24 protein-coding genes are annotated in these 18,912 nt (G+C 66.4%); 10 read left to right on the top strand and 14 right to left on the bottom strand.

The genetic code is table 11. The features are described from left to right. Positions 1-20: 20 nt before the first annotated feature. A complete protein-coding gene (locus O5O43_RS06405; RefSeq protein WP_271086074.1) occupies positions 21-293 on the bottom strand; it encodes a hypothetical protein in 273 nt (90 codons plus the stop codon). A gap of 94 nt (positions 294-387) precedes the next feature. Continuing rightward, positions 388-1,206 carry an NAD(P)H-hydrate dehydratase gene (locus O5O43_RS06400; protein ID WP_271086073.1) on the bottom strand — a complete coding sequence of 273 codons (819 nt, stop codon included), beginning with the start codon at positions 1,204-1,206 and terminating at the stop codon, positions 388-390. A gap of 118 nt (positions 1,207-1,324) precedes the next feature. Between O5O43_RS06400 and O5O43_RS06395 the strand changes: the two genes are divergently transcribed. From O5O43_RS06395 to O5O43_RS06385, 3 genes are all read left to right on the top strand, one after another. Then, positions 1,325-1,663 (top strand): P-II family nitrogen regulator, encoded by a 339-nt coding sequence (locus tag O5O43_RS06395; protein WP_271086072.1) that lies wholly within the window; start codon positions 1,325-1,327, stop codon positions 1,661-1,663. A 55-nt stretch (positions 1,664-1,718) separates the two neighbouring features. Then, complete coding sequence (gene glnA / locus O5O43_RS06390; protein ID WP_271086071.1) at positions 1,719-3,128, top strand: type I glutamate--ammonia ligase; 1,410 nt, start codon at positions 1,719-1,721, stop codon at positions 3,126-3,128. A gap of 209 nt (positions 3,129-3,337) precedes the next feature. Then, positions 3,338-3,766 (top strand): BLUF domain-containing protein, encoded by a 429-nt coding sequence (locus O5O43_RS06385; RefSeq protein ID WP_271086069.1) that lies wholly within the window; start codon positions 3,338-3,340, stop codon positions 3,764-3,766. Here the strand turns inward: O5O43_RS06385 and O5O43_RS06380 are convergent. The 4 genes from O5O43_RS06380 to O5O43_RS06365 form a co-directional block, all read right to left on the bottom strand. Further along, the gene (locus O5O43_RS06380) at positions 3,751-3,954 is read right to left on the bottom strand and encodes a hypothetical protein (protein ID WP_271086068.1); all 204 of its coding nucleotides are present in this window, start codon (positions 3,952-3,954) and stop codon (positions 3,751-3,753) included. The genes O5O43_RS06385 and O5O43_RS06380 overlap by 16 nt on opposite strands. Positions 3,955-4,047: 93 nt before the next feature. After that, positions 4,048-4,932, bottom strand: a complete 885-nt coding sequence (gene tatC, locus O5O43_RS06375) for a twin-arginine translocase subunit TatC (protein ID WP_271086067.1) — start codon at positions 4,930-4,932, stop codon at positions 4,048-4,050. Continuing rightward, positions 4,929-5,471, bottom strand: a complete 543-nt coding sequence (tatB, locus tag O5O43_RS06370) for a Sec-independent protein translocase protein TatB (protein WP_271086066.1) — start codon at positions 5,469-5,471, stop codon at positions 4,929-4,931. The genes tatC and tatB overlap by 4 nt, the downstream gene beginning before the upstream one ends. A 26-nt stretch (positions 5,472-5,497) precedes the next feature. Continuing rightward, entirely contained in the window at positions 5,498-5,713 is a 216-nt protein-coding gene (locus O5O43_RS06365; protein ID WP_271086399.1) for a twin-arginine translocase TatA/TatE family subunit, read from the bottom strand. A gap of 104 nt (positions 5,714-5,817) precedes the next feature. Here O5O43_RS06365 and rnhA point away from each other — a divergent pair, with 104 nt between their 5' ends. Together rnhA and O5O43_RS06355 are read left to right on the top strand one after the other, a co-directional pair. Beyond that, entirely contained in the window at positions 5,818-6,264 is a 447-nt protein-coding gene (gene rnhA / locus O5O43_RS06360) for a ribonuclease HI (RefSeq protein ID WP_271086065.1), read from the top strand. Between the two features lie 63 nt (positions 6,265-6,327). After that, positions 6,328-6,927 (top strand): hypothetical protein, encoded by a 600-nt coding sequence (locus O5O43_RS06355; RefSeq protein ID WP_271086064.1) that lies wholly within the window; start codon positions 6,328-6,330, stop codon positions 6,925-6,927. Between the two features lie 3 nt (positions 6,928-6,930). Here the strand turns inward: O5O43_RS06355 and O5O43_RS06350 are convergent, their stop codons facing one another. The 4 genes from O5O43_RS06350 to O5O43_RS06335 all read right to left on the bottom strand — a co-directional run bounded on the left by O5O43_RS06350 (position 6,931) and on the right by O5O43_RS06335 (position 9,634). Then, complete coding sequence (locus O5O43_RS06350) at positions 6,931-7,392, bottom strand: NfeD family protein (RefSeq protein WP_271086063.1); 462 nt, start codon at positions 7,390-7,392, stop codon at positions 6,931-6,933. A 14-nt stretch (positions 7,393-7,406) separates the two neighbouring features. After that, positions 7,407-8,378, bottom strand: coding sequence for an SPFH domain-containing protein (locus O5O43_RS06345; RefSeq protein WP_271086062.1), 972 nt, complete (start codon positions 8,376-8,378; stop codon positions 7,407-7,409). A 123-nt stretch (positions 8,379-8,501) separates the two neighbouring features. Then, positions 8,502-8,948, bottom strand: coding sequence for a hypothetical protein (locus O5O43_RS06340; RefSeq protein WP_271086061.1), 447 nt, complete (start codon positions 8,946-8,948; stop codon positions 8,502-8,504). A 266-nt stretch (positions 8,949-9,214) separates the two neighbouring features. After that, positions 9,215-9,634, bottom strand: coding sequence for an NUDIX domain-containing protein (locus O5O43_RS06335; protein WP_271086060.1), 420 nt, complete (start codon positions 9,632-9,634; stop codon positions 9,215-9,217). Between the two features lie 75 nt (positions 9,635-9,709). Between O5O43_RS06335 and O5O43_RS06330 the strand changes: the two genes are divergently transcribed. From O5O43_RS06330 to O5O43_RS06315, 4 genes are all read left to right on the top strand, one after another. Further along, the gene (locus tag O5O43_RS06330; RefSeq protein ID WP_271086059.1) at positions 9,710-11,116 is read left to right on the top strand and encodes an FAD-binding oxidoreductase; all 1,407 of its coding nucleotides are present in this window, start codon (positions 9,710-9,712) and stop codon (positions 11,114-11,116) included. Between the two features lie 45 nt (positions 11,117-11,161). After that, positions 11,162-11,935, top strand: a complete 774-nt coding sequence (gene yaaA / locus O5O43_RS06325) for a peroxide stress protein YaaA (RefSeq protein WP_271086058.1) — start codon at positions 11,162-11,164, stop codon at positions 11,933-11,935. A 108-nt stretch (positions 11,936-12,043) separates the two neighbouring features. Next, on the top strand, positions 12,044-12,892 hold the full coding sequence (locus tag O5O43_RS06320) for a 3-hydroxybutyrate dehydrogenase (protein ID WP_271086398.1): 849 nt from the start codon (positions 12,044-12,046) through the stop codon (positions 12,890-12,892). 18 nt (positions 12,893-12,910) lie between these two features. Next, entirely contained in the window at positions 12,911-13,990 is a 1,080-nt protein-coding gene (locus O5O43_RS06315) for a patatin-like phospholipase family protein (RefSeq protein ID WP_271086057.1), read from the top strand. Positions 13,991-14,098: 108 nt separating this feature from the next. On the opposite strand, the gene O5O43_RS06310 is transcribed toward O5O43_RS06315, so the two are convergent. The 3 genes from O5O43_RS06310 to O5O43_RS06300 are packed head-to-tail and all read right to left on the bottom strand — an operon-like array spanning position 14,099 to position 16,123. Beyond that, positions 14,099-14,983, bottom strand: a complete 885-nt coding sequence (locus O5O43_RS06310) for an L-threonylcarbamoyladenylate synthase (RefSeq protein ID WP_271086397.1) — start codon at positions 14,981-14,983, stop codon at positions 14,099-14,101. Positions 14,984-15,000: 17 nt separating this feature from the next. After that, positions 15,001-15,564 (bottom strand): YceI family protein, encoded by a 564-nt coding sequence (locus O5O43_RS06305; protein ID WP_271086056.1) that lies wholly within the window; start codon positions 15,562-15,564, stop codon positions 15,001-15,003. 7 nt (positions 15,565-15,571) lie between these two features. Next, a complete protein-coding gene (locus tag O5O43_RS06300) occupies positions 15,572-16,123 on the bottom strand; it encodes a cytochrome b (protein ID WP_271086055.1) in 552 nt (183 codons plus the stop codon). Positions 16,124-16,277: 154 nt separating this feature from the next. Here O5O43_RS06300 and O5O43_RS06295 point away from each other — a divergent pair, with 154 nt between their 5' ends. Beyond that, entirely contained in the window at positions 16,278-18,065 is a 1,788-nt protein-coding gene (locus O5O43_RS06295) for an acyl-CoA dehydrogenase (RefSeq protein WP_271086054.1), read from the top strand. A 13-nt stretch (positions 18,066-18,078) separates the two neighbouring features. On the opposite strand, the gene O5O43_RS06290 is transcribed toward O5O43_RS06295, so the two are convergent. After that, positions 18,079-18,879, bottom strand: coding sequence for a serine protease (locus O5O43_RS06290; RefSeq protein WP_271086053.1), 801 nt, complete (start codon positions 18,877-18,879; stop codon positions 18,079-18,081). Positions 18,880-18,912: the final 33 nt, after the last annotated feature.

The following is an 18,912-nucleotide window of genomic DNA, read 5'->3' as shown; positions in this document are numbered from 1 at the left end:
CGCCGGATGAGGCAACCGCGTCAGAGCCAGAGCCGGATCGCATCCATCGAGATCGGACCGTCCTTCTGGGCCGTGTTCGCCGTGTAGCTGATCCGCGTTTCCCGCGACCCGCAGGCGCAGCGGAACCGCTCCGACCGCCCCGAGACCGGCCAGAACCGCCGCGCCCCGAACAGCGGTCGCGGATCCATCAGCGCCGCCCGCTCGCAGTCCGCCGCCGCGCAGGCCACCACCAACCGCGCCCCCGGCTCGCCCAAATTTCGAGGTTCGTAGAAGTCGTTCCGGATATCACGCATGGCTGGCTCCTCCACCTCACGGAACCACGCCGTCGGTCCGCCCTCAAGCCAATTGTTCTTTATTTGTTCTCGCCCTTGTGGATCGCGACCGCCGTCATCTCAGGTCACTCAACACGGTCGGGATGAGTTCCGGAATGTCTTCCGCGATCAGCCCCGGCCCAAACCGTCCGCCGGCATCGGCGTGTATCCATACCGCCGTCGACGCCGCCTCGATCGTCTCCATCCCCTGAACGATCAACCCGCCGATCAGCCCCGCCAGCACGTCGCCGCTGCTCGCCGTCGCCAGCCAGGGCGTGCCGTTTCGGTTGATCCTGACCCGGCCGTCGGGCGCGGCGATCACGGTCTCGCGCCCTTTCAAGACGACATGCGCCCCGCTGACCCGCGCCGCCTCGACGGCCGCAGCCTCCCGCCCCTTCTCCAGCAACCCCGGAAACAGTCGCTCGAACTCGCCCTCGTGCGGCGTGATCACATCGCGGCCGTCCAGAAGGGCGAAGAGCTCAGCGGCCCGCCCCTTGAACAGGGTCAGGGCGTCGGCATCCACGACCAGCGCCGCCTCCGTCCCCGCCAGCGCCTGCAGGTTCGCCGCTGTCGCCTCGGTCAACCCCGCCGCCGGTCCGATGACCACGGAGCCCAGCGGCTCGGCGAGCGCCGCCAGAGCCTCGGGCGTGTCGAAGTCGGAGACCATGATCGCCTCGACCGCCCCTGCGATCACCAGCCCCGCCTCCGGCGGGCACAAAATCCGCACCAGCCCGGCCCCGACCCGCAGTCCGGCCCGCCCCGCCAGCCTCGCCGCTCCCGTATTCAGCGGCCCGCCCGACACGACACCCAGCCGCCCGCGCTGATGCTTGTGCGCATCCGGCCCCGGCCACGGCAGGACGGCGCGCCACAGGGTCGGGTCGTTGGTTTCGCTCATGGTTCCCACAACGCGCTTCCGTGACGAAAATGCAAATCGCCCCTTGTCTTATGTTGCGATGCGGTGTCCCTTTGGTTCCCGAGCGTCTGGCCCATTCGCCGCCGCCTCGGGGTCGCCCATGAAGAAGATCGAAGCCGTCATCAAGCCGTTCAAGCTCGACGACGTGAAAGAAGCGCTCCAGGACATCGGAGTGCAGGGCATGACCGTGCTCGAGGCCAAGGGGTACGGCCGCCAGAAGGGTCACTCCGAACTCTATCGTGGCGCCGAATACGTCATCGACTTCCTGCCCAAAATCAAGATCGAGGTCGTGGTCGCCGACGACCTCTACCCAGCCGTGGTCGAGGCCATTCAGACCGCCGCTCGCACCGGCAAGATCGGCGACGGCAAGATCTTCGTCTCGGACGTGATCGACGTCATTCGCATCCGCACCGGCGAAACCGGGGCCCAAGCCGTCTAGGCCCAGCCCCGCAATAAACTTCCTCCCCAGAAGAAACGAAGAAGGATCATCGACTATGAGCGCCGCCAAAAAAATCCTGCAGGAGATCAAGGACAAGGACGTGAAGTACGTCGATGTCCGTTTTACCGACACCAAGGGTCGCCTGCAGCACGTCACGTTTGACGTCGACCTCGTCGACGAGGAGTTCCTCGAAGAGGGCACGATGTTCGACGGCTCCTCGATCGCCGGCTGGAAGGCGATCAATGAGTCCGACATGCTGCTGATGCCGGACCTGACGACGGCCTACATCGATCCCTTCTACCAGCAGACCACGATGTTCCTGTTCTGCGACGTGATGAACCCGGACACGGGCGAACCCTACAATCGCGACAGCCGTTCGATGGCCAAGAAGGCCCTCAGCTACGTCCAGGCCTCCGGCGTGGGCGACCAGGTTTTCTTCGGCCCGGAAGCCGAGTTCTTCATCTTCGACGACGTCCGCTGGAACACCCAGCCCCACAACACCGGCTACAGCTATGACTCGATCGAGCTGCCGGCCAACACGGGCTCGGAATACACCGAGGGCAACATGGGCCACCGCCCTGGGCCCAAGGGCGGCTATTTCCCGGTCAACCCGGTCGACTCGGGCCAGGACCTGCGCGGCGAGATGCTGGGCGTCATGCGCGACCTGGGTCTCAACCCCGAGAAGCACCACCACGAGGTGGCCCCGGCCCAGCACGAACTGGGTCTGAAGTTCTCGGACCTGCTGACCATGGCCGACCGACTCCAGCTCTATAAGTACGTGATCCACAACGTGGCGGCGGCCTACGGCAAGTCGGCGACCTTCATGGCCAAGCCCATGTTCGCCGACAACGGCTCGGGCATGCACGTCCACATGTCGATCTGGAAGGACGGCAAGCCCCAGTTCGCCGGCGACAAGTACGCCGGCCTCTCGCAAGAGTGTCTGTGGTACATCGGCGGCATCATCAAACACGCCAAGGCCATCAACGCCTTCGCAAACTCGACCACCAACTCCTACAAGCGCCTGGTGCCCGGCTACGAAGCCCCGGTGAAGCTGGCCTATTCGGCCCGCAACCGTTCGGCCTCGATCCGCATCCCGCACACGACCTCGCCCAAGGCCAAGCGTCTGGAAGCCCGCTTCCCCGACCCGATGGGCAACCCCTATCTGACCTTCGTGGCCCTGCTGATGGCCGGCCTCGACGGGATCGAGAACCAGATCGATCCGGGCGGCCCCGCCGACAAGAACCTCTACGACCTGCCGCCGGAAGAGCGCGGCTCGATCCCCGAGGTCTGCGGCTCGCTCAAGGAAGCCCTGGAGAATCTCGACAAGGACCGCGCCTTCCTCAAGAAGGGCGGCGTCATGGATGACGACTTCATCGACAGCTACATCGAGTTGAAGATGGAAGAGGTCATGCGCCTGGCCCTCCATCCGCACCCGGTCGAGTTCGACATGTACTACAGCTGCTGATCGATCCGATCGGCTGACGGCATCGGGGCGCCGGACGGGAGACCGTCCGGCGCCTCTGTCGTTCCGGGCGCCGAAAATTCGGCGGCCAACCATATAACTTTGGTTCGAGAAATCCGTCCCGGTCCCGGATTCACCAAGAGTTTCAAGGCTGCGTTGACAGCGTTTGGCGAGAACGCCCGTCCGCCGGATGTCCCGGTCCTGAGCCCCTCATGTCGATTGAACAACTCGTCTATGTCAGCACCTCGACCGTCCCGCTCACAACGCCGCTCCACGTCGCCGACATCATGGAGGTGTCGTCACGCAACAACAGCGAGCTCGGGATCACCGGCGCCCTCACATATTCCGGCGACCAGTTCATCCAGATTCTCGAGGCGCAGACCGAAGCCCTGGACTGGCTGATGGATCGGCTGCATCACGACCCGCGCCACGACGACATCAATGTGCTGGACCGGATGACGATCCGCGAGCGCGCCTTTCCGGAGTGGTCGATGCTTTTCCCGACCCAGACACCCGCGACGCGGACCATCGTCGCCAAGCTCGTCGCCGATCGCCGTCGCCACGCCCCCGCCTATCGCCAGGCGCTCCTGACCATGGTCCGCGAGTTCAGGCGATCGGCCGGCGGCTACGCCCCACGGTAGAAGCCGCTGTCGTGGTCGATGACATTCTGGGACGGCGTCCAGTAACGCCATCGCTGCATCCATCGCTCGCCCTGCACCAGCCAGGCCTCGCGCTGCTCAAGGTCATCCTCGGCCACGGCCAGGGCGAAGAATTGACGCGCCCGCTCCCTGCAGTCGTCGGCGGTACGGATAGTGCGCAGAGGTCCCATGAACGCTGCCTCTCAGGCCACGCTTACTCAACCCCTAATGGGTACGTTCTCGCCAGGCGAGTATGCCAAAAGTTATATGCGACGCCGGTCTGATCAGGCAGCCAGCACATCGGCGTCCTCGTCCGTCTTGCGACGGAGTTCGATCAGGCGCACGCACCAGATCGAAATTTCGTACAGAAGCACCAGCGGGATCGCGAGCATCAGCTGGCTGATGGGATCCGGCGGCGTGACCACGGCGGCCAGCACGACCACGGCTACGATCGCATAACGACGTCCCTCGCTCATGAGCTTGGAACTGATCAGCCCGGCCATCCCCAGCAGGGTCGTCACGACCGGCAACTGGAAGCACAGGCCGAACGCCAGGATCAGCGAGGTTACCAGGTTCAGGTAGTCCGAGATCTTCGTTGTCAACAGGACCGTGATGCCCTCGCTCGAGATCTGCTGGCTCAGCGAGAACAGCATCACGAACGGCAGCATCACGTAATAGACCAGCGCTCCGCCGAGACAGAACATCACCGGCGTCGCGATCAGGAATGGCAGGAAGGCGCCTTTCTCGTTGCGATAGAGACCCGGCGCCACGAAAGCGTAGAGCTGGTAGGCCAGGACGGGGAAGGCCAGGACGATGGCGCCGAAGCCGGCGATCTTCATCTTGGTGAAGAGTTGCTCCAGGGGCGCGGTGGCGATCAGTTGAACCGCCGCCAACCCGCCGGGCGGGAAGGGCTTCAGCCCTGCGGTGATCTGCAGAAGGTCCAGCGGGTTGCCGTGCTCGCCCTTGGCCACGGCCGCAGCATGGACAGCCGCCGCCGCCTGGAAAGGCTTGATCAGTTCGATCTGCAACTGGGCGGCGAAGAAGAAGCACAGGATGAAGGCGAGGATGAAGGCAGCAACTGACCACATGAGCCGCCCGCGCAGCTCGATCAGGTGATCCATCAACGGCGCCCGCGACGCCTCGATCTCGGCCTCGTCGCGGTCGGTCATGGAGCGGTCTTGGGTTTACGCGGCGCGCGAGGCTTGCCCGCTTTCGCAACAGCCGTTTCGGCGCGCGGCTTCGACGACGCCGTTGTCGCGGATTCGGTCGCACCTCTGGCTTTGGTCTTCGGCTTGGGTGTCTTCACCGGCGCCGCAACCTCGACGGCGAGCGCCGGCTCGGGAAACTCAGGCTGGTCCAGCATCACCGCGCGCGGCGGCGCCTCGACATAGGCGGGGGCTTCCAGTTCGGCCTTGATGTCCTTGAACGCGGCGTTGGCCTCGTCGCCAAGTCTGACCATCCCCTGCCCCACCGGACCCTGGCCGTCACGCAGCGCCTGGACCTCCTTGCGCAGCTCGTCGAGCTCCGACTGCCGGGCCATGTCCTCGAAACTGGCGCGGAACTCGTTGGCCATTCCACGCGCCTTGGCGACCATCTTGCCAAGCTGGCGCAACATTCCAGGCAGCCGCTCGGGTCCGACGACCACGAGCGCCACAATGCCGATCACGAGATATTCGAGGCCCCCGATCCCGGGGCCGAGGCCGCCCATGCGTCAGGCTCTTTCGAGATGCAAACCTAGCGCTTCAGCTCTTCCTTTTCCGCGTCAGTGCGCGGCAGGCTGGATACGCCCTCGGAAGGACCGGCCTTGTCGTCGTCTTTGAGGCCTTCGCGGAAGGCCTTGATGCCCTTGGCGGCGTCGCCCATCAGGCCCGAGATCTTGCCCTTGCCGCCGAACAGCAGGGCGGCGACGACGATGACGATGGCCCAATGCCAGATGCTGAAGCTGCCCACGGAAACGGTCTCCTCGAACGGGCCGAAAGCGACCCGCGTCAAACATACCGCTCCTATAGTCCAGCGGATGGCGACGCGCCAAGGGAAGCTGTAAGTCCGCGCGAATGAGTCACGTCACGATCCACACCGACGGCGCCTGCAAGGGCAATCCGGGTCCCGGCGGCTGGGGCGCCATCCTCCAGGCCCAGGGCAAGACCAAGGAGCTGTGCGGCGGCGAGCCACTGACCACCAACAACCGCATGGAACTGACCGCCGCCATCATGGCGCTGGAAGCCCTCACGCGGCCCTGCAAGATCGATCTCCACACCGACAGCAAATACGTGATGGACGGCATCACCGGCTGGATTCACGGCTGGAAGGCCCGAGGATGGAAGACGGCGGACAAGAAGCCAGTCAAGAACGACGATCTGTGGAAACGTCTCGACGTCGCCCGCGCCCGTCACGAGGTGAAATGGCACTGGGTCAAGGGGCATGCCGGCCATGCGCTCAACGAACGCGCCGACCAGTTGGCCAATCTCGGCATCGAGCGGATGCGCGCTGCCAAACCCTGACGGTTTCCGACGCTGTCGCGGTCAGTCTTGCCGCAAAGCTCTGGAGAGGCTCTAGGTTCGCCCATGACCGACCTGACCCCGATTCCGCCCGAACCAGACGCGCATGCCGACGCCCCTCCGCCCAAGACCCAGCGTGTGTCCGTGGAAGGCACCATCGCCACGGTGTCCGCGATCTCCGCGATTATCGTGGCGGCCGCCTCGATGTTCACGGCGGTCCAAGCGCTTGACGTGTCGCGCACGGCGGCGAAACAGAAGATCTTCGAGACCCAGCTTTCGACCTGTCTGCAGTTCAGCGAGTTGACCGCCCGCGCCGCGTCAGACAGCGAAAAGGCCGCGGCCCTGACCGCCGGTCCGATCGATGACGACACACGCGCCGAGATCACCGCCCGCCTGGAGGCCGGCGATGCGATATCGACATCGATCTACCAACAGTATCTCCAGATGACGATGGTTTTCCCCGACGAGATCAGCGACGCCGCCTACGCGGCCAGCGAGAAGCGGGTCGAGCTCTACAACAAGCAGGTCGAGGTGCTCGACGCCGGCGTCGTCACGGCGCAGGACGTCGCTGGTTTGACGCGGCTGGCGGGCGAGGAGACCGACCTGCTGAACACCGCTTCGGCATCCTGCCGCGACGCGGTCAGCGCCGTGGCGGGGATGAGCTGAAGATCAGCCCTCGCGTCTGACCCTGAGCGACGATCCTTCCAAGCGATCGACGACGACGCTGTCGCCCACGGGCGGGGACTCGCCCTCGATCAGAGCCGCCCATTCCGCGCCCGAGACGAACACCCGTCCGCGTCCGCCGACGAAGGGTTGCACCACCCTGGCCCGCTGACCGACCAGTCGCGCGTCGCGATCGTTGACGTCGGGATGGTCTGACGGATTGACCCGTTGGATCAATTGTCGCGACAGGGCCGTGGCCAGGACGGTCAGGGTCGCGAAGATCCCGACCTCGACGGCGAGACCCATCCGCAGACCCAGAGCCGTCAGGACCGCGACGACGCCCGCCGCGACCGCCGGCCAGAGCAGCCACTCGGTGGACAATGCCGCCTCGACGGCCAGTAGAAGAACTCCGACCGCCAGCCATATCCAGAATGGCTGTGACGCGTACAGGTCCTGAAGCGCTTCCATGGCTCAGAGCTCCGTCATTCGGTCGGCGGAACGGCGGCGCGGCTGGCGCGTGTCTGGGCCGCACGCGGAGACGGGGCCTGCTGCTGGTCCTTGGCCAGACCGACCAGTTCGCCGATTCCGGCGATGGTCCCGACAAGACTTCCCATCTCGGCCGGCACGATGACGGTCTTCTGGGTCGGGTTGCGCGCCAGTTCCGCGAAGGCCTCCACATACTTCTGGGCGACGAAGTAGTTGATCGCGTTGACGTCGCCGCGCGCGATCGCCTCCGACACCATGGCCGTCGCCTTGGCCTCGGCCTCGGCAGCCCGTTCCCGAGCCTCGGCGTCGCGGAAGGCGGCCTCCTTGCGGCCTTCCGATTCCAGAATGGCCGCCTGCTTGGCGCCCTCGGCGCGAGCGATGGCGGCCTGCTTCTCGCCCTCGGCCTCGGTGATCACGGCGCGGCGTTCGCGCTCGGCCTTCATCTGGCGCGCCATGGCGTTGGTGATGTCTACGGGCGGGGTCAGGTCCTTGATCTCGATTCGGTTGACCTTGACGCCCCACGGCTCGGTCGCCGCGTCGATCACGGTCAGCAGGCGCGAGTTGATGTTGTCCCTCTGGAACAGAACCTCGTCCAGGTCCATCGACCCGACCACGGTGCGCAGATTGGTCGAGCACAGCTGGGTGATCGCATAGGGCAGGTTCTCGACCCGGTAGGCGGCGCTCGGCGCATCCATCACTTGGATGAAGACGATGGCGTCCACCTTCACCATGGCGTTGTCCTTGGTGATCACCTCCTGCTGGGGCACGTCCAGGACCTGCTCCATCATGTTCATCCGCCGGCCGATCCGCTCCACGAAGGGAATCAGGATGCTGATGCCGGGTTTCAGGGTCTTGGTGTATTTCCCGAACCGCTCGACGGTCAGCTCTCGACCCTGAGGGACGATCTTGACGATGCTGAAGACGAATATCACTGCGAACACCAGCAACACGACGGCGAAATAGGGCATCCGGAATCCTCCTGGTTCGAGGCTAACCCGACCCGCATCGCCGCGCCACGGAAACCGGAGCCGCAAACGAAAACGGCGGCCCCCCTCGGGAGCCGCCGCGTCGTGCAAAGGCGGTTCGGAAGATTACTCCTCTTCTTCCTCGTCTTCTTCTTCCTCGTCTTCGTCTTCTTCCTCGTCTTCTTCGTCCTCGTCCTCGTCGTCCGAGTCGTCCTCGTCTTCTTCATCCTCATCGTCACCGTCGCCCGGACCATCTTCGTCCTCGACTTCGAAGCCGCCGCCGGCGCAGAGGTCGACCCCCATCACTTCTTCGGTGTCGCCGTCTTCGTAGGTCGCCTGGACGTCCTGGACGCAGTCGTCGCCGACGTCGAAGGTTACTTCAACGCCTGCGCCCGGGGCGATTTCTTCGTCGAGCAGGTTGTCGCCGAAGTCGTCGTTCGACTCGCCCGAGATGGCCAGGCCGACGATGGCGACTTCGCCATCGTTGGTGACGGTCATGGTCGCCTGGGCCGAAGCGCCCGTCGCGAACAGGATGGTGGCGGCCGAGGCCGCCAGGAAAAGTGTCGTCTTCATTCGCAGTCCCCCAAAGTCGGCGGGATGCCGACCGAAGTTCAAAAGAGCGGCCCTGACCGGAATCGCCCGGGCCGTCCCGAAAATGTGTCGGCTTTGCAGCACACGAGGTTAAGTGACGGGACCTGACGATCCCTTCAGCAGGCCACGCCAGCTCCTCGCTGTCGGCTTAGAGCCGTCCATGCAGAAGTCGATGCCGAGCGCCCCGTCGCGCTGAAGTCGGTGGGCGCGTCACGAGGCATTTCGACGCCGCGCCCGACAGCGGGCTATCACGATCTGCGGGATGGCTCAGTCGCACGCGACGCAACGGCCGCACCGATGATTCGTCGCGTCTGGTCCCAGGCGACCGCCAGCATCGCGGCTTCGACCGACATGAAGGCGGCCTCCGCGGCGTCGTCGGCCGCGATCGGAACTCCGCCGGTCCACTCGGCGACATAGTCGATCAAGACATAGTGCCGACCCGCTTCAGGGAAGATGCCGTCGACCACATCGATCAAACCAATGATCCGTGCGGTGATCCCGGTCTCTTCGCCGAGCTCGCGCAGCGCCGCATCCACCGCCCGCTCACCGGCCTCGATCCGGCCGCCAGGAAGGCTCCATTCGCCCATTCGCGGCGGCTTGCCGCGCCGGATGAGCAGGACCTCGTCGCCCTTGAGGCAGACGACGCCGACGGCGGGAACGGGCGTCATCGAAGAATCGATCATGAGACCAGCCTAACGCCTCTTTTGGGTGGCGCGGACGGCGACGCTTTGAGACAAGACCGTATGGTCTCCCCCTCCCCCGACGCCCTCGACGAATTGAAAGCCGCGCTCGGCCCGTCGAGCTGGACCCAGGACCCCTTCGAGATCGCTCCCTCGCTCACCGAATGGCGCAACAGGTGGCAGGGGAACACGCCCCTGATGCTGACCCCGGGCACGACGGCCGAGGTCGCGCGCGCAGTCGAAATCTGCGCACGGCGCGGCGTCGCCATCGTGACCCAGGGCGGCGGCACGGGGCTGGTCGGGGGCCAGGTGCCGTTCGGCGAGGTCCTGCTGACGACCCGTCGTCTACGGGCCGTGCGCGATATCACTCCGCTCGACGATGCGATGACTGTCGAGGCCGGCATCACCCTGCTGGAAGCTCAGCAACTGGCCGCCAAAGCCGACCGCTTCTTTCCTCTCAGCCTCGCAGCCGAGGGCACGGCGACCGTAGGCGGCGTCATTTCCACCAATGCCGGCGGCACGGCCGTCCTGCGCTACGGCATGATGCGGGACCTCGTGCTGGGCCTGGAGGCCGTCATGCCGGATGGTCAGGTCTTCCACGGTCTGAAGCGGCTGCGGAAGGACAACACCGGCTACGACCTGAAGCAGCTGCTGATCGGCGCCGAGGGCACCCTGGGCGTCGTCACGGCCGCGACCCTCAAGCTGTTCCCGATCATGCGCAGCCGCGCGACGGCCGTCGTGGGTTTGGCTAATGCTCATTCCGCCATCCAGCTTCTGGCCCGCGCCAAGGCCGAGACCGGCGGCGGGGTCGAGGCGTTCGAGCTGATGAAGCGGATCGGCGTCGAGTTTGCCCTCAAGCACATCCCCGGCGTCCGTGAGCCTCTGGACAGCGTCCAGCCTTGGTATGTCCTGATCGAACTGACCTCGGGCGAGCCGGGTGCGGCCGAAGCCGGGATGGAGCGCATCCTGACGGCCGCCTTCGAAGAGGACCTGATCACCGACGCCGCCATCGCCCAGAATGAGACCCAGGTCCGTGACTTCTGGAAGCTGCGCGAGGAGCAGTCGGCGGCCCAGCGGCCCGAGGGCGGCGGCTGGAAGCACGACGTCTCCGTGCCCGTCAGCCGCATCGCCGACTTCCTCAACGAGGCGACGGCGGCCGTCGAAGCCTTCGAGCCCGGCGCCCGCGTCTCGGCTTTCGGTCATGTCGGCGACGGCAATATGCACTATGACATCCTGTGCCCGCCAGGCGGCGATCTGCCGACCTTCCTGGGTCGCTGGGAGGCCGGGTCGAAGGTCGTCCATGACGTGGTCGCGCGCTATCAAGGCTCGATCTCGGCCGAGCACGGTCTGGGCCGGCTGAAGACCGACGAGGCCCGCCGCTACAAGACGCCGCTCGAGATCGCGACCATGCAGGCGATCCGCAAGGCCATCGATCCCCAGCGGATCATGAATCCGGCCGTACTGTTCTAGGGTCGGCGCTTCAAACCGTCGCCGAACGAGCCTAGACAGCGCGCCATGCTGATCGTCCTCTCCCCCGCCAAGCGTCTGGACTTCACCGAACCTGCCTCGGACATCCCGGCGACGCATCGTCGGTTCGTCGATGACACCACCAGCCTGTCGAAGACCGCCCGGAACCAGACGCAGGCCGACTTGCGCCGGCTGATGGGCATCTCGGCAGACCTCGCCAAGCTGAACCAGGCCCGCTTCAAGGCCTTCGCGCCGGACTCGATGGACATCGGCATCCAGGCCGCGTTCGCCTTCGACGGAGACGTCTATCAGGGGTTGCAGGCCCGGACGCTGGATAAGGCCAGCCTTGCGTTCGCTCAGGAGCATCTGCGCATCCTGTCGGGGCTCTACGGCCTGTTGCGGCCTCTGGATCGGATCCAGCCCTATCGCCTGGAGATGGGGACGCGGCTGAAAACCAGGCGCGGGTCCAACCTCTACGATTTCTGGGGCGACCGTATTTCGAAGCAGCTGAACGCCGACGCCGAAGGCCAGAAGGACCCGACGCTGATCAATCTGGCGAGCCAGGAATATTTCGGAGCCGTGGACGCTAAGGCGCTGAAGCTACCTGTCATCACCCCCAACTTCCGCGAGGAGAAGGACGGCGAAAGCCGGATCATCTCCTTCTTCGCCAAGAAGGCCCGTGGGACAATGGCGCGGTTCGCCATCGACGAGCGGATCGAAACCGCCGCAGATCTGAAGGCGTTCGATCGCGACGGCTATCGGTTCAACAAGTCGCTGTCGACGGACACCGACTGGATATTCACCAGGGCAGGAAATTCCTGAGTCCGGGTCGCCTTCGCAGTCGCGAAGGGCTAGAGTCGGCTCAAACCAGAGACCCCCGACGCGCGGAGCAGGTGCGGACAGGGGCAAGAAGCGAGAGTGAACGACCCCATGTTCCAGTGGCCCGGCAAGAAAGACGGCTCGGAAACCGAGCGCCCCGTGTACCGCGATCCCAACGACCTCAAGGGCCAGGTGGCCGTCATCTCCGGCTCGACGTCGGGGATCGGCCTTGCGTTGGCCCGCGCTGTCGCCTCGCGAGGCGGCGAGGTCGTCCTGAACGGTCTCGGCGATCCTTCCGAAATCGAGCGAACTCGGGCCGAGCTGGAGGCCAGCTGCGGCGTTCGGGTCCGCTATCACGCGGCCAACATGCTCAAGGGTGACGAGGTTGGCGACATGGTCGCCTACGCCAAGCATCAGCTTGGGCGGCTCGACATCCTGGTCAACAACGCCGGCATCCAGCATGTGGAGTCGGTCGAGAAATTCCCGGCCGACCAGTGGGAGAAGATCATCGCGATCAACCTCTCCTCGACCTTCTACGCCACGCGGGCCGCGATCCCGATCATGAAGGCGCAGGGGCGCGGACGGATCGTCAACGTCGCCTCGGCCCACGGTCTGGTCGCCTCGCCGTTCAAGTCGGCCTATGTCGCCGCCAAACATGGGGTGATCGGCTTCACCAAGACGGTGGCGCTGGAGCTGGCGCAGGACAACATCACCTGCAACGCCATCTGCCCCGGCTTTGTGGAGACCCCAATCGTCGAGAAGCAGATCGCGGATCAGGCTCGGACGCGCGGGATGTCGAGGGAGGCGGTGCTGAAGGACGTGATCCTGGGCTCCCAGCCGACGAAGCGGTTCGTCACGACCGATGAGCTGGCCGGCATTTTCCTCTATCTGGTGTCGGATCTGGGGGCGTCGGCCAACGGGGCCAGCTTCTCCATCGACGGCGGCTGGACCGCCCAATAGGACGATTGCCGGGGGACGATGGCGCTTTTCCAACGCAAGGTCTCCCCGACGTCCGCCGCGCCTGAACCGCCCGCGAGCGGTCGACGACCGATCTCCCTCGCCTTGCAGGGCGGCGGTGCGCACGGGGCCTTCCAGTGGGGCGTGCTGGACCGGCTTCTGGAGGCCGACGTCCTTGATATCCGGGCCGTTACCGCTTCGTCCGCGGGGGCGATGAACGGCGCCGCACTGGTGTCCGGCCTCGCCCACGGCGGGCCCGAGGGAGCGCGTCAGGCGCTCGACAGGCTGTGGCGAGAGACAAACCAGTCAGGCGGCAAGAACGTCTTCGGCGACACCTCGGTCTGGTCCAACGCCATGCAGCCCAACTGGCTTAAGGATTCGCCGCTGTGGCGGGCGTCCGAGACCCTGGCGATGTCGATGTCGCCGTATGAGTTCAACCCCTTCAACCATAATCCGTTGAAGCGGGTGCTGCAGGCGGCGATCGATTTCGAGGCCGTTCGGGCGTCCGAAGTAAAGCTGTTCGTGGCGGCCACGGCGGTGCGGCACGCCAAGAGCCGGGTCTTCTCCTCGGCCGAGATCACGGATCAGGTGCTGCTAGCCTCGGCCTGTCTGCCCCATCTGTTCCAGGCGGTGGAGATCGAGGGGGAGCCGTATTGGGACGGCGGCTACCTGGCCAATCCGCCGCTGTGGCCCCTGTTCTATCAGGACACGCCGGACGACGTGCTGCTGATCACTCTGAACGCCTTCGAGCGGTCGGATACGCCGAGATCGGCGGGCGACATCATGGATCGGCTGAACGAGGTCGTCTTCAACGCGCCGCTGGTGGCCGAGTTGAGGGCCGTAGCCTTCGTGCAGGAGCTGATCGAGGAAGGCCGGCTGACCGACACCGCGCGGGAGCGGTATCGCCACATCCTGATGCACGCGATCGAGGCGGACGGCTGGCTGGGCGACCTTTCGCTGGGCTCGAAATTCAATACGGAGTGGACCTTCCTGAACGACCTTAAAACGCGGGGTCGGGCCGCTGCAGACGAGTGGCTGGTGACCTGTGCGGGTGAGGTCGGAATCAGGTCGAGCGTCGATCTGCAGGCACGCTTCGGCTGATCGACCGGCGTTAGCACTTTGGACTCTGGCGAGTCCGAGTCCAGAGAGTCCAACTGAGCGATATCAGCGAGCTGTCGTGAAAACCTGTGTGCACTCCGCAGGAACCGATCAGCCTACGAAGCCTGCGGCGCGTTTCAGGCGGTCGTTGATGGCCTCGCCCAGACCGGTCGCGGGGATGGACGCGATGGCGATGCCGGAGGGCGTTTCGCGGTCGGCTTCGCGCAGGAGACGGAACAGATTGGCGGCGGCTTCGCGGAGGTCGCCGGTGAGGCTCAGGCTCCATCGTTCCTCGCCCAACCCGGGGCCGAAGCCGAGGAAGATTTCGCCCTCCCCGGCTCCGTTTGCCCCAAGCCGCACGGGGGCGGAAGGGGCATAGTGGCGGGTCAGGCGGCCGGGTGAGCGGTGGCCCTCGCCCGAGCCGTCCAGACGGCCGATCAGGGCTTCGATCTCTTCTCGCGTCACCGAGCCGGGGCGCAGCAACGAGACCCGGCCGTCCAGCACGGAGACGACGGTGCTCTCGACCCCGACGGCGCAGGGCCCGCCATCGAGCGCGGCCGAAGCGGAGGCGCCGGTCTCCTCGATGGCGTCGGCGAAGGTGGTCGGGCTCGGGCGGCCTGAGCGGTTGGCGGAGGGCGCCACCACGGGGCCGCCGAAGGCGTCCAGAACCGCGCGAGCCCTGGCATGGCCGGGCACGCGGACGGCCATGCTGTCCAGCCCGGCGCGGGCCAGATCGCTGACGGCGACCGTATCGCGGCAGGGCGCGACGATCGTCAAAGGACCCGGCCAGAAGGCCTCCGCCAACTTTCGCGCCGCGCTGTCGAAGACGGCGATCCGCTCGGCCGCAACGGCGTCGGCGACATGGGAAATCAATGGGTTGAACTTTGGCCGGCCCTTGGCCTCGAAGATCTTCGCAACCGCCTGGGCGTTGCCGGCGTCGGCGGCCAGGCCATAGACGGTCTCGGTCGGCAGGATGAGCAGATCGCCGGCGCGCAGGGCGGCGACGGCCTCGCCTACGCCGCCGGGCGCGTCGCCAGGGACACGTCCACCCTCACCTGCCGTCCGATCAGTCCGTTCCACGGTCCGCGTGTTCCAATGCCGAAGGCCGCCCGATCCAGCGAGAAGCCACCGGTCATCTGCGCCGTCCGACCGTCGTTGCGCAAGGTCGCGGGGAAGACGACGGCCTGGGTGACGCCCTTCATGGTGATGTCGGCACGCGCGGTGAACCTGGAGCCGCCCGCCGGTTCGAGGCCCGTCAGGCGAAAGGCCACGCGCGGATAGCGACCGCTGTCCAGAAAGCCCGCGCCGACGGCGGTTGCGGTCAGCCGCGCATCATCCATCCTCAGGGAGTTCGCCTCGACCTCGATCGCCACATGCGCGGTCCGGGGCGCGTCGGGGTCGAACCGGATGTCTCCGGTCCAGCGAGTGAACCGCCCCGTCCTCTGCCCGACCGGCGTGCCGACCCTCATCGTGATCGACGATGAGCCCGGAACGACGAGCCAGCGTTCGACGTCGGCCCGGCCAGGGCCTGTGGCCATGCAGGCGGCGGCCCCGATCAGCATCGCGATCAGGGCCATTCGCATCTCAGGGCCGCCGGGGGATCAGCGGGACCATCCGGTGCAGGACATTGTCGCGGTCCACGAAATGATGCTTGAGCGCCGCCAGCACGTGCAGGGCCAGCAGAACGTAGAGCGCCTTCACCCCGGCCTCGTGCAGATCCATTAAGGTTCCGGCCAGATCGCGGCTGCGCTGGATCGGCAGCAGCGGCCAGTCAAAGAGTCCGAACCAGAGGATGTCGCGTCCCCCGGCGCTTGAGGCCGCCCAGCCCAACAGCGGAATGCCGATCAGAAGGACGTAGAACAGGACGTGGGTCGCCTTGGCCGCAAACTTCTGCCAGTCCGGGGTACCGGGCGGCATGGGCAGGGCCGGGTTCGCCATCCGCCAGCCGATACGCGCCAGGGTCAGCACCAGAACCGACAGGCCCAGCGCCTTGTGCACCTGTACGAACTCCCGCGAGATCGGGCCGTCGGTGGCCTCGTGCGCCGTGATCAGCAGGACCTGCGCCAGCACCATCAGGGCCAGCCCCCAATGGAAGGCCAGCGACACGATCGAGTAGCGGTTTCTCGGCTCGGCCATGCGACTCCTCGGGACGGCGTTCGGTACAGCTTGGCGCCGCGCGCGCGTTACGCCAAGCGATCCCTTGCCTGACGCGACGGCATCGTCGCAAGAAGGTCTGACACACAGAGTGACTTGTGTAAGAAGACAACTCTAGTCCGCCGGAGACCTTGCCATGCCTTATCGCGCCCCCGTCCGCGATCTCGCCTTCAGCCTGACCGCCGTCGCCGGCATCGAGGATGTCGCCGCGACCGGCGCCTATCCCGACTATGACGCCGACCTGATGAACGCAGTGCTCGAGGCCGCAGACCAGTTCTCGCAAGAGGTGCTGGCCCCGCTGAACCGCCCGGGTGATCTGGCCGGGGCCACCTACGCCAACGGGTCGGTCACGGCCGCGCCCGGGTTCGCCGACGCCTATCGTCAGTTCGCCGAGGGCGGCTGGACGGGTCTGACCGCCTCGGCCGAGGCCGGCGGGCAGGCCCTGCCCAAGGCGCTGGAACTGGCCGCTTATGAGACGATCCAGTCGGCCAACATGGCGTTCGCCCTCTGCCCGATGCTGTCTCTGGCGGCGATCGAGGCGCTGGAGCAGGTCGGGACCGAGCACCAGAAGGCGACCTACCTGCCCAAGCTGGTGTCTGGCGAATGGACTGGGGCCATGGTCCTGACCGAGCCGGGCGCGGGATCGGACCTCGGGGCGCTGACGGCGACGGCGACGCCGAACGGCGACGGGACCTATGCGCTGAACGGCCAGAAGATCTTCATCACCTGGGGCGACCACGACGCGACGGACAACATCGTCCATCTGGTGCTGGCTCGCCTGCCAGACGCGCCGGCGGGGCCGAAGGGGATCAGCCTTTTCCTGGCGTCGAAGTTCGAGGTGAAGGCCGACGGGTCGCTGGGCGGGCGCAACGACTTCCGGCCCGTGGGGCTGGAGCACAAGCTGGGCATCCACGCCTCCCCGACCTGCGTCATGAGCTATGAGGGCGCGCGGGCGGAGCTGGTGGGTCAGCCGAACCAGGGGCTGGCCCACATGTTCGTCATGATGAACAACGCCCGCCTCGCGGTCGGGGTGCAGGGCGTGGGCGTGGCCGAAGGGGCGTATCAACACGCCTTGGCCTATGCGCTGGAGCGGCGTCAGGGCCGCTCGATCTGGACCGGGGAGGCCAACGCCCCGATCATCGATCACCCCGATATCCGCCGAACGCTGGCGGTGATGAAAGCCAAGATCGAGGCTGCCCGCGCCATCTGTTTCGCCACCGGCGTCGCCGCCGACCTGGCCCAGCACGCGGCCTCCGAGGAAGAGCGGAAGGCGTGGAAGGGTCGCGAAGACCTGTTCGTGCCGATCGCCAAGGCCTGGGGCACCGATGTCGGCTGCGACGTGGCCTCCGACGGAGTGCAGATCCACGGCGGCATGGGTTTCATCGAGGAGACGGGCGCGGCGCAATACTATCGCGACGCCCGCATCACTCCGATCTACGAGGGCACCAACGGGATCCAGGCGATGGACCTGGTGGGCCGCAAGCTGTCGCAGGACGGCGGGGCTTCGGCCAAGGCCGTGATCGCCGAGATGAAGGTCACGTTGAAGGACTTGGGCGGCCTCTATTCGGGCAAGCCGGTGGAGCGGTTCGCCAACGCCATCGACGCGGTCGAGGACGCCACCCTATGGCTGCTGGACGCCAAGGCGGATGCGGCGCGGGGCGCGGACGTGCTGGCTGCGGCGGACGCCTATCTCAGGCTGCTGGGCGACGTGGTCGGCGGCTGGATGATGGCCAAGGGCGCGCTGGCGGCGAAGAAGCGGCTCGACGCGGGCGACGGCGACCCGGCCTGGCTACGGGGCAAGATGGATCTGTACGAGGTCTATGCGGCGAACATCCTGGGCCACGCCTCGAGCCGGCTGGCGGCCGTGGGCCAAGGCGGGGATTTGCTGTCGCGGATTTCGAGGGAAGCGTTGGGGGCGGCGTAAGGCGCCCTTCCGCCTACGGGAGCGGGGTGTCGAGTCGCCGGATCGCCTCGCGGATGAACACCGCGTGGGTGACCACGCCGATCTCCAGCTGTTCGTCGTTGACCCGCACCTCCTGGCTCAGCAGGCCGGCGATGAAGGCCGTCTCCGGCTCCGTCGTGCCGGGGCGTTTGCGCGCGCTCGGCGTCCAGAACACAGGTCCGCCGGAGTTGCCGGGAAAGACCGTGAAATCGAGCAGGAACGTCGGAAACGCCGCGACCGGCGACAGCGGATAGGAGGCGATCCGCCCCACCCTCAGGATCGGAAACCCCGCCCGGTTGGCCGACAGCCCGCGCGGGAAGCCCAGCGACAACAGTTCATCGCCCGGCCCGACCTCATAGGCGCCGAACGAATTCTCGTCCGCCAGCCAACCCAGGGGAATGGCCGCTCGCGCAAAAGCCTCGGGCGCATGGACCTCCATGACCGCCACGTCGCGCTCCGGATGCTGGGCCCACAGGGGTTCGCCCTCGGCGTCGCGGATGACCAGCGGCTCCGGATCGAAACGCCACGTCCCGTCGCCCAGAGACGTGCGCCAGCCGATCCGCGCCTCGGCGTCCGGCATACGTTCAAGAACATGGGCGGCGGTGACTAGGACGACGCGCGGCGTGCCGTCGGGCTTCGGCGCCTGGATCAGAAAGCCCGTACCGACGGTCCGCGTATTCGGCCCCGACGGCTGATCCAGCTGCACCGTCGCCTCGATCAGCCCGACCGTCAGATCCCAGACATGGGCGACGACCGGCGGGGGTGCGGCCTCCTGTGCAGGCGGGACTTCGATCATCGGTTGGCTTTCGTGACGGTCGCGCCCATTTGA

Origin of the sequence: Brevundimonas sp. NIBR11, assembly GCF_027912535.1 — a bacterium.
In the GTDB taxonomy this organism is placed as follows: Bacteria; Pseudomonadota; Alphaproteobacteria; order Caulobacterales; family Caulobacteraceae; genus Brevundimonas.
The sequence above is the reverse complement of the archived record's forward strand: the minus strand, read 5'-3'. Positions and strand labels throughout refer to the sequence as shown.

What these genes read in the sequence shown, in the direction of transcription:
- O5O43_RS06405 (WP_271086074.1), bottom strand. Translation starts at nt 293, where the DNA reads ATGCGTGATATCCGGAACGACTTCTACGAACCTCGAAATTTGGGCGAG.
- O5O43_RS06400 (WP_271086073.1), bottom strand. Translation starts at nt 1,206, where the DNA reads ATGAGCGAAACCAACGACCCGACCCTGTGGCGCGCCGTCCTGCCGTGG.
- O5O43_RS06395 (WP_271086072.1), top strand. Translation starts at nt 1,325, where the DNA reads ATGAAGAAGATCGAAGCCGTCATCAAGCCGTTCAAGCTCGACGACGTG.
- glnA (WP_271086071.1), top strand. Translation starts at nt 1,719, where the DNA reads ATGAGCGCCGCCAAAAAAATCCTGCAGGAGATCAAGGACAAGGACGTG.
- O5O43_RS06385 (WP_271086069.1), top strand. Translation starts at nt 3,338, where the DNA reads ATGTCGATTGAACAACTCGTCTATGTCAGCACCTCGACCGTCCCGCTC.
- O5O43_RS06380 (WP_271086068.1), bottom strand. Translation starts at nt 3,954, where the DNA reads ATGGGACCTCTGCGCACTATCCGTACCGCCGACGACTGCAGGGAGCGG.
- tatC (WP_271086067.1), bottom strand. Translation starts at nt 4,932, where the DNA reads ATGACCGACCGCGACGAGGCCGAGATCGAGGCGTCGCGGGCGCCGTTG.
- tatB (WP_271086066.1), bottom strand. Translation starts at nt 5,471, where the DNA reads ATGGGCGGCCTCGGCCCCGGGATCGGGGGCCTCGAATATCTCGTGATC.
- rnhA (WP_271086065.1), top strand. Translation starts at nt 5,818, where the DNA reads ATGAGTCACGTCACGATCCACACCGACGGCGCCTGCAAGGGCAATCCG.
- O5O43_RS06355 (WP_271086064.1), top strand. Translation starts at nt 6,328, where the DNA reads ATGACCGACCTGACCCCGATTCCGCCCGAACCAGACGCGCATGCCGAC.
- O5O43_RS06350 (WP_271086063.1), bottom strand. Translation starts at nt 7,392, where the DNA reads ATGGAAGCGCTTCAGGACCTGTACGCGTCACAGCCATTCTGGATATGG.
- O5O43_RS06345 (WP_271086062.1), bottom strand. Translation starts at nt 8,378, where the DNA reads ATGCCCTATTTCGCCGTCGTGTTGCTGGTGTTCGCAGTGATATTCGTC.
- O5O43_RS06340 (WP_271086061.1), bottom strand. Translation starts at nt 8,948, where the DNA reads ATGAAGACGACACTTTTCCTGGCGGCCTCGGCCGCCACCATCCTGTTC.
- O5O43_RS06335 (WP_271086060.1), bottom strand. Translation starts at nt 9,634, where the DNA reads ATGACGCCCGTTCCCGCCGTCGGCGTCGTCTGCCTCAAGGGCGACGAG.
- O5O43_RS06330 (WP_271086059.1), top strand. Translation starts at nt 9,710, where the DNA reads ATGGTCTCCCCCTCCCCCGACGCCCTCGACGAATTGAAAGCCGCGCTC.
- yaaA (WP_271086058.1), top strand. Translation starts at nt 11,162, where the DNA reads ATGCTGATCGTCCTCTCCCCCGCCAAGCGTCTGGACTTCACCGAACCT.
- O5O43_RS06320 (WP_271086398.1), top strand. Translation starts at nt 12,044, where the DNA reads ATGTTCCAGTGGCCCGGCAAGAAAGACGGCTCGGAAACCGAGCGCCCC.
- O5O43_RS06315 (WP_271086057.1), top strand. Translation starts at nt 12,911, where the DNA reads ATGGCGCTTTTCCAACGCAAGGTCTCCCCGACGTCCGCCGCGCCTGAA.
- O5O43_RS06305 (WP_271086056.1), bottom strand. Translation starts at nt 15,564, where the DNA reads ATGGCCCTGATCGCGATGCTGATCGGGGCCGCCGCCTGCATGGCCACA.
- O5O43_RS06300 (WP_271086055.1), bottom strand. Translation starts at nt 16,123, where the DNA reads ATGGCCGAGCCGAGAAACCGCTACTCGATCGTGTCGCTGGCCTTCCAT.
- O5O43_RS06295 (WP_271086054.1), top strand. Translation starts at nt 16,278, where the DNA reads ATGCCTTATCGCGCCCCCGTCCGCGATCTCGCCTTCAGCCTGACCGCC.
- O5O43_RS06290 (WP_271086053.1), bottom strand. Translation starts at nt 18,879, where the DNA reads ATGATCGAAGTCCCGCCTGCACAGGAGGCCGCACCCCCGCCGGTCGTC.